At 57.1% G+C, this 6,702-nt stretch carries 4 protein-coding genes and 1 pseudogene; 3 read left to right on the forward strand and 2 right to left on the reverse strand.

Features of this window, described 5'->3' with window-relative positions:
- Positions 1 to 6: 6 nt before the first annotated feature.
- Both ACTG1P_RS22285 and ACTG1P_RS22290 read right to left on the reverse strand, forming a co-directional pair.
- Positions 7 to 1,029 (reverse strand): response regulator, encoded by a 1,023-nt coding sequence (locus tag ACTG1P_RS22285; RefSeq protein WP_440002264.1) that lies wholly within the window; start codon positions 1,027 to 1,029, stop codon positions 7 to 9.
- A 54-nt stretch (positions 1,030 to 1,083) separates the two neighbouring features.
- Positions 1,084 to 2,022, reverse strand: coding sequence for a LysR family transcriptional regulator (locus ACTG1P_RS22290; protein WP_047438361.1), 939 nt, complete (start codon positions 2,020 to 2,022; stop codon positions 1,084 to 1,086).
- A gap of 861 nt (positions 2,023 to 2,883) precedes the next feature.
- Here ACTG1P_RS22290 and ACTG1P_RS22295 point away from each other — a divergent pair.
- From ACTG1P_RS22295 to ACTG1P_RS22305, 3 genes and pseudogenes are all read left to right on the forward strand, one after another.
- On the forward strand, positions 2,884 to 4,836 hold the full coding sequence (locus ACTG1P_RS22295; RefSeq protein WP_013723827.1) for a putative bifunctional diguanylate cyclase/phosphodiesterase: 1,953 nt from the start codon (positions 2,884 to 2,886) through the stop codon (positions 4,834 to 4,836).
- 143 nt (positions 4,837 to 4,979) lie between these two features.
- Positions 4,980 to 6,545: an AbgT family transporter gene (locus tag ACTG1P_RS22300; protein WP_042055621.1), complete on the forward strand. Its 1,566-nt coding sequence runs from the start codon at positions 4,980 to 4,982 to the stop codon at positions 6,543 to 6,545.
- A 71-nt stretch (positions 6,546 to 6,616) separates the two neighbouring features.
- A pseudogene (locus tag ACTG1P_RS22305) lies at positions 6,617 to 6,702 on the forward strand (oxygen-insensitive NADPH nitroreductase); the annotation flags it as partial.

The following is a 6,702-nucleotide window of genomic DNA, read 5'->3' on the forward strand; positions in this document are numbered from 1 at the left end:
TCACTCCTAGAGCATGTGCATGATTTTGTTGTTCATGGTGGCGATGGAATCTTCGGTAAACAGCAGCAGCAGATCACACTGCACCGCATAATCCTGGATCCGGTAGTTGATCTCGATGGCGAGCGTGCGGCGCCAGCGACTCTTGTTGGTGTTGATCAGCTCGTTGATGGGTCTGTGTTGGCCGAGCACCACCGGGTGGCCCTGACTGAAGGGGGTGTCGAGCTGGTTGGCGTAGCCGCGCAGGAAGGCGCCGATCAGCACGTTGGCGGTATCCATCAGCAGCTCCAGTTCGGCGGTGCGATCCAGCGTCCCCTGATGGTTCATCAGCTTGGCCAAATCTTTGAAGCTGGAGTCATGGAACAGGATCAGCGCTTCACCGGCGATCCCAGCTCCGATAAACCCCTGACAGACGGCGGAGAGGGTATCTGAATCCGCAGCGGCCGAGAGGGCCATATGCAACTCTGATACTTCCAGCACGTTGACGTTGGGGATAGGCAGTACCACGAAGGCGTTGAGCAGACGAGCCAGCAAGTCGGCGGCCTGACCCATGGAGACGTTGGCCAGCTCCTGATAGACATCGCGGATTTCGGGGGGGATCTTGACGCCTGCATCGGCTACAACGCCGTTTGGCTGCTGCTCGGGGGCGCTTGGTTGACCGCTCGGGGCGGTACTCCAGAAATCATGCTTTTTGAGCAGGGCGAGCAGGGTTTCTGGGGCGGCGGGTTTCTTGATGAAATCGAGCGCCCCCAGCCCCATGACCCGTTGATAGGCCTCTGGCTGGATATCCCCGGAGACCACGATCACCTTGTTGCGCAGCCCCTCCCGTTGGAGGGTCTCCAGCACGCCGTAACCGTCCATTTCCGGCATGGTCAGATCGAGGAAGATGAGATCGCCATGACCCATCAGCACCTGTTCGATCCCTTCGAGACCATTGGCTGCGTAGTGCAAATCGACTTTCCAGTCGGCCGGGAGCGCCCGCGCCAGCTGTTTGCGGGCGAACCCGGAGTCATCACATATCAATACATTCATGGCGTTAGGCAGGCTCTGTTGGCAAGGGATGCTATAAGTGTGGCCCGCTAACGGTCAGATGCAATGGGTGAGGCTATCACCTTGTGAAAATTGGTTGTCCCACTGCCGATTGCGATAGCGTGCTGAGTATTTTTCAACAAATTCAACGAACATCTTAACACGCAACGGAGCGAACTGGTGCTGGCAACACAACATGTAGAAGGGGCGATTGCCGGTTTGCCAGTCGGTCAGTACCGGCACCAGCTGCTCGTCATGGAGGAAGCTGCTCAGATAGTGCAGCGGGGCATTGACGATCCCCAGATGACGCCGGGCTGCGCGTACCGCGGCCTGGGTCTGGTTGACGGTCAGTTTGGCGCTGCGTTTGATGCAGACGCTCTGGCCATCCTTGTCGGTCAGCTGCCAGTGCTGGTGAGGCCAGCAGTAGATGAGATCGTGCTCTTCCAGCTGGTTGGGATGGGAGGGGGTGCCCTTTTTGGTCAAATAGAGTGGTGAGGCAAACAGACCGTACTCGATATGGCCGAGACAGATCGCATTGGGCAGCGACTGGGGCAGCTCACCGTTGAAGAACACCAGATCCCGATCATTGTCGAACAGGTGCTGATGATCATTGGTCTGGGTGATATCGAACTGTACCTCGGGATAGTGCAGTCCGAATTCGGCCAGCATATCGATGAGGATGGTGTTGGAGAGCGCGATCGGCGCAGCTACCCGGATAAGCCCGGTGATGTCGGCCTCTTGACCCTGGATCTCGCTGGTGGCCTGCTCGATTTGTGCGAGTGGCGTGCAGAGACGTTCGTAGTATCTGAGGCCATCATCGGTAAGGCGGAGCTTGCGGGTAGAGCGATGTAGCAGGGAGCAACCCAGTTGCTCTTCCAGCTGGGAAATGCGTCGACTGATGGTGCCTGTTGGCATGCCCAGTGCGGCTGCAGCGTGGGAGAATCCTCCCTCTTGCACCACCTTGACGAACAGGTAGAACTCTTCGATGTGCTTCATAAACGCTGTTCTGGGTGTAACAAGGGAGCAACCATAAAAAGAGCGTTCCGGGTTGGCAAGGGTAATTCAGCGTTTAATTGATCTGGATTCGATTTCTGTTGATACCAGTTATCCACCCGCCCGTCATCTCAGTTTCCCCAGGCTGGTGATTATTTCGGCATGATGCCAAATGGTACTACGGCAGTGATGTTTGCCATATTCCCTGATTGATTCCGCTATAACCGCGAGCGAAGGCCGATATTGCAACCTGATGGAAGGGCGCCGGGTTGCTCTGCGTGCTCAGTTGGGGTGGTTTGCCATCCACAGCCAATGTGATGCAGATCATATATTCGGTTTTTGCTCATTGCCTATTGAAAAATGAATTTGGGGTATATCAATTCCGCCTTAGTGAACTATTTTTGTCCGTTTTGGCGTTTTTTTGGCTGTTTATCCATCCGCTTGGTTAATTAATGGAAGCTTTGTGACAGAGAGTGATGACTATTTCCACCATTGACTTAAATGTTAATAACAAATTTATCGCAGCAAATATGCAATTGCTCTTTCAAGGTCTCGAGTGGATAGCTCTTAGTGCTTGTTTTTACTGGGGAAAAAAGTTAAAAATCGACTATATGATTTGCTTGGATTAACAGGGTCCTTGGCTGAGTCCTTTGTAGTTTTGCCGTACAGGCTGCCCTGTTGTTGATATCTGAAATAGTTTTGTCCGCTCTTGGCTATGTGAAAAGGGATAATGGCCGAGAGGTATTTGCACCTTGCATTCTGCAGCTAGCGGTTTGCCAGATCTGTTTTCCGGTTAACCAGTGACCATCCAGCATGAATGACCTTGACCAGATGAATACGCTTGACGAACGGTTACTGAAGACGATGGATGTTCTGCATACCCCGATCTGGGTTTATGACATCGAGCATCACCATATTTTCTGGGCAAACAGCGCCGCGCTCTCCGTGTGGGAGGCGACGTCTCTCGACGAACTCTGCTCCCGCGACTTCTCTGCCGATATGGCAACCGCCATCGATCTGCTGCTGCAGCGCTATCTGGGTGATTTTCAGCAGGGGCGCAGTTACAACGAGTGGTGGACCCTCTCCCCAAAGGGTGTCAAGAAGCAGATCTATCTGCGCCTCTCCGGTATTCAACTGGCTGGCCGGCTGATGATGATGACCGAAGCGGTGCTCGACTCCGATACCCTCTATCAGGAGTCCTCGCTGGCAACCGGCGATACCCTTGCCTGCCTGTTCGATAGCCACGGTGTGTTCGAGAGTGGCAACTATCATTTCGAAATGTGTTTCGGCCACCAGATCGCCAAGCTCTCCCAGGTTTTCTCCGGCAATGATGACAGCTTCTACCAGAAGCTCTCCCGTCTCGATGAAGTGGTGACCGAGGGGGAGTGCCGTACCCTCAAGGGGATGCGCTGGTTCCAGTATCAGTTCCGCTATATCCAGCAGGGGGCCCGCATTCTGCTCACCATGCGGGATATTACCGATCGCAAACTCGAAGAGCTGGAGCATCGCCACCTCGCCTGGCACGACTCCCTGACCGGCCTGCTCAATCGGTATGGCTTGATGAAATCCCTTGAGGCCTATTGCGGGCTGGGGGAGCGTTTCGCGCTGGTGTTCATGGATCTGGACAACTTCAAGCTGGTCAACGACAACTACGGCCACAAGGCGGGAGATCGCCTGCTGGAGCGGGTCGCCGGTCGCCTCAAACAGATTTGCCCGCGGGATGTGGAGCTGGCTCGCCTCGGTGGCGATGAATTCACAGCACTGGTGCCGCTGGGCAATCAGGGGGATCGGGCGCAAGAGGTGGCCGATCAGATGCTCTCCCAGATGACCAAGCCGCTGCAACTGAGCGGGCTGCCGGAGGTGACCATCGGTGGCAGTATCGGTATCGCCATCTATCCAGATGATGCGGATGACGGGGACAACCTTATCACCCGTGCCGACATGGCCATGTATCAGGCAAAGCAGATGGGGCGGCTGCGCTGGCAGCGTTTCACCCCCAGCATGCAGCAGACCCTGCAGCGCAAGCTCAATCTCAAACAGTTTCTGGCCAAGGCCATCGGCCGTCAGGAGCTGAGCCTCTGTTACCAGCCGCAGGTCGATGCCGCCAAACGGCGTCTGATCGGTTACGAGGCACTGCTGCGCTGGTACAACCCGGTGCTCGGCCATGTGTCGCCGGTGGAATTTATCCCGCTGGCCGAAGAGATGGGGCTGATCCGCGAGATCGGCAGCTGGGTGCTCTCCACCGCGCTGGCACAGGTCGCCAGCTGGCAGAAGCGCTTCCATCAGCGGGTGCCGGTCTCCGTCAACCTCTCCGGTTTCCAGCTCTCGTCGGCGCTGCCCGGGCAAGTTCGCCAGCAGCTGGAGCTGCACGGGGTGGATGCCTCCCTGTTGACGCTGGAGCTGACCGAAACCGTGCTGATGCTCGATATGAAGGGGTGCCTCGGCATTCTCGACGATTTGAGCGAGCAGGGGATCAAGATTGCCATCGACGATTTCGGTACCGGCTACTCCTCGCTGGCCTATCTCAACCGGTTGCCGATCAATAACATCAAGCTGGATCGCTCCTTCGTGGTCGGTCTCAACTTGCCGGTGATCCGGGCGACTGCGGCCATGGCTACCAATCTGGGGTTGGGGATCATGGCGGAAGGGGTGGAGGAGCCTCACGAGCTGGCCGCACTGCAGACCCAGGGGTGCCATGTGTTCCAGGGATATCTGTTCAGCAAGCCGCTGACTGTGGCGCAAGTCGAGGCGAGCGGTTTTGTGGTGGAGTGCCAGGTCGGGCGTTATCCACTGCTAGATGCCGTGATGGCAGAGTAACAAGTGTGCGTTAGGCCACAACTTGGAATTTTATTCCGCAATATTTAATCAAAATTAATCATTCTTTTGCGATCGGTCATGAGACGGATTGGCTGGAATTGCTAGCATGCGACCTCGTTTCTAGGGAAAGGAGTATCGCAATAATGAGTCATGCTGCTGTCAATGACCGTCCGGCCAGCCCTCCCAAAGGTTGGCTGAACCGTTTCCTCAATGGCGTCGAGAAAGCCGGGAACAAATTACCCGACCCCGCCATGCTGTTCCTCTACGCCTTGTTGATCGTCTGGGTCGGCTCCTGGGTGTTGTCACAATTCCAGTTTGATCTGGTCAATCCCCGTACCGGGGAGGCGGTAGTGGTCAACAACCTGCTGACCGGTGCCGGTCTGGCCGAGTTTCTCTCCACCATGGTGACCACCTTTACCGGCTTTGCCCCGCTGGGGATCGTGCTGGTGGCCATGCTCGGGGTCGGGGTGGCCGAGCAGTCCGGTTTTATCAATACCGGTCTGAAAAAGTTGCTGAAAGTGACGCCTGCCCGTTTTCTCACTCCCATGCTGATCCTGGTGGCGATCGTCAGCCACACCGCCGCAGATGCGGGTTATGTGCTGGTGATCCCCATCGGTGGCATCATCTTCCACGCTGCCGGACGCCATCCGCTGGCGGGGATCGCCGCTGCCTTTGCCGGCGTTTCCGGCGGTTTTGCCGCCAACTTCCTGCCCTCCGGCGGGGATGCGCTGCTGCAGGGTTTTACCCAGTCCGCCGCTCAGTTGCTCGATCCTGACTACATGGTCAACACCCTGTGCAACATCATCTTTACCGGTGCCTCTTCGTTGCTGATCATCTGCGTCGGCTGGTTCGTCACCGAAAAGGTGGTGGAGCCGCGCCTCAAGCACGTGGCGCTCAACGAGGATCTGGAGAGTGCCGACGAGATGGGGCGCTACAGCGCGCAAGAGAGCCGGGCCTTCAACTGGGCCGGGTTTGCCATGCTGGCGGCTATCGTGCTGCTGGCGCTGGCGCTCTCCCCGAGCGATTCACCGCTGCGTGCTGCCGATGGCTCCCTGACCACCTTCGCCGCGCCGGTGATGAAGTCCATTGTGCCGCTCATCTTCTTGCTCTTTATCCTGCCCGGGATTGTCTACGGCTTTGTCGCAGGCAGCTTCAAGAGTGGCAAGGATGTGATCGATGCCATGTCGGCCACCATGAACAAGATGGGCTCCTACATGGTGATGGCCTTCTTCTGCGCGCTCTTTATCAAGGCGTTTGGCGACTCCAACCTGGGCACCCTGCTGGCCCTCTCCGGTGCCGAAGTGCTTCATGCGCTGGCGCTGCCCGGTGAAGTGACCATCGTCGGGATGATCCTGCTCACCGCCAGCGTCAATCTGGTGGTGGGGTCGGCTTCGGCCAAGTGGGCGCTGATCAGTCCGATCCTGGTACCCATGCTGATGGCGGTGGGGATCTCCCCCGAGCTGACCCAGGCGGCCTATCGGGTAGGGGATTCTGCCTCCAACATCATCACCCCGCTGATGGTCTTCTTCCCGCTGGTGGTGGTCTATTGCCAGCAGTATGTGAAGAGCACCGGGATCGGTACTCTGGTCTCCATGATGCTGCCCTACTCGCTGGCCTTCCTGGTGAGCTGGACGATTTTCCTGCTGCTCTACTGGGCGCTCGGCTTCCCGCTCGGGTTGCAAGCCCCTTACGTCTATCCGGCCCCTTAAGCCGGGTGTGCGAGGGAGCCTTGGGCTCCCTCGTTTTTTTCGCTATGGTGTTACCTCATTTTGGAGGTGCCATGAATCAGACCATCGATCTTATCCTTTCCCATCGCTCCATTCGTCAGTTCACTGCCGAGCCGATCGCCCCGCAGCAGCTGGATGC

Origin of the sequence: Aeromonas sp. 11P (assembly GCF_051920165.1) — a bacterium.
Lineage (GTDB): Bacteria > Pseudomonadota > Gammaproteobacteria > Enterobacterales > Aeromonadaceae > Aeromonas > Aeromonas veronii.

Bases quoted from the DNA above. Each gene is read 5' to 3' on its own strand.
- ACTG1P_RS22285 (WP_440002264.1), bottom strand. From the start codon at position 1,029: ATGAATGTATTGATATGTGATGACTCCGGGTTCGCCCGCAAACAGCTG.
- ACTG1P_RS22290 (WP_047438361.1), bottom strand. From the start codon at position 2,022: ATGAAGCACATCGAAGAGTTCTACCTGTTCGTCAAGGTGGTGCAAGAG.
- ACTG1P_RS22295 (WP_013723827.1), top strand. From the start codon at position 2,884: ATGGATGTTCTGCATACCCCGATCTGGGTTTATGACATCGAGCATCAC.
- ACTG1P_RS22300 (WP_042055621.1), top strand. From the start codon at position 4,980: ATGAGTCATGCTGCTGTCAATGACCGTCCGGCCAGCCCTCCCAAAGGT.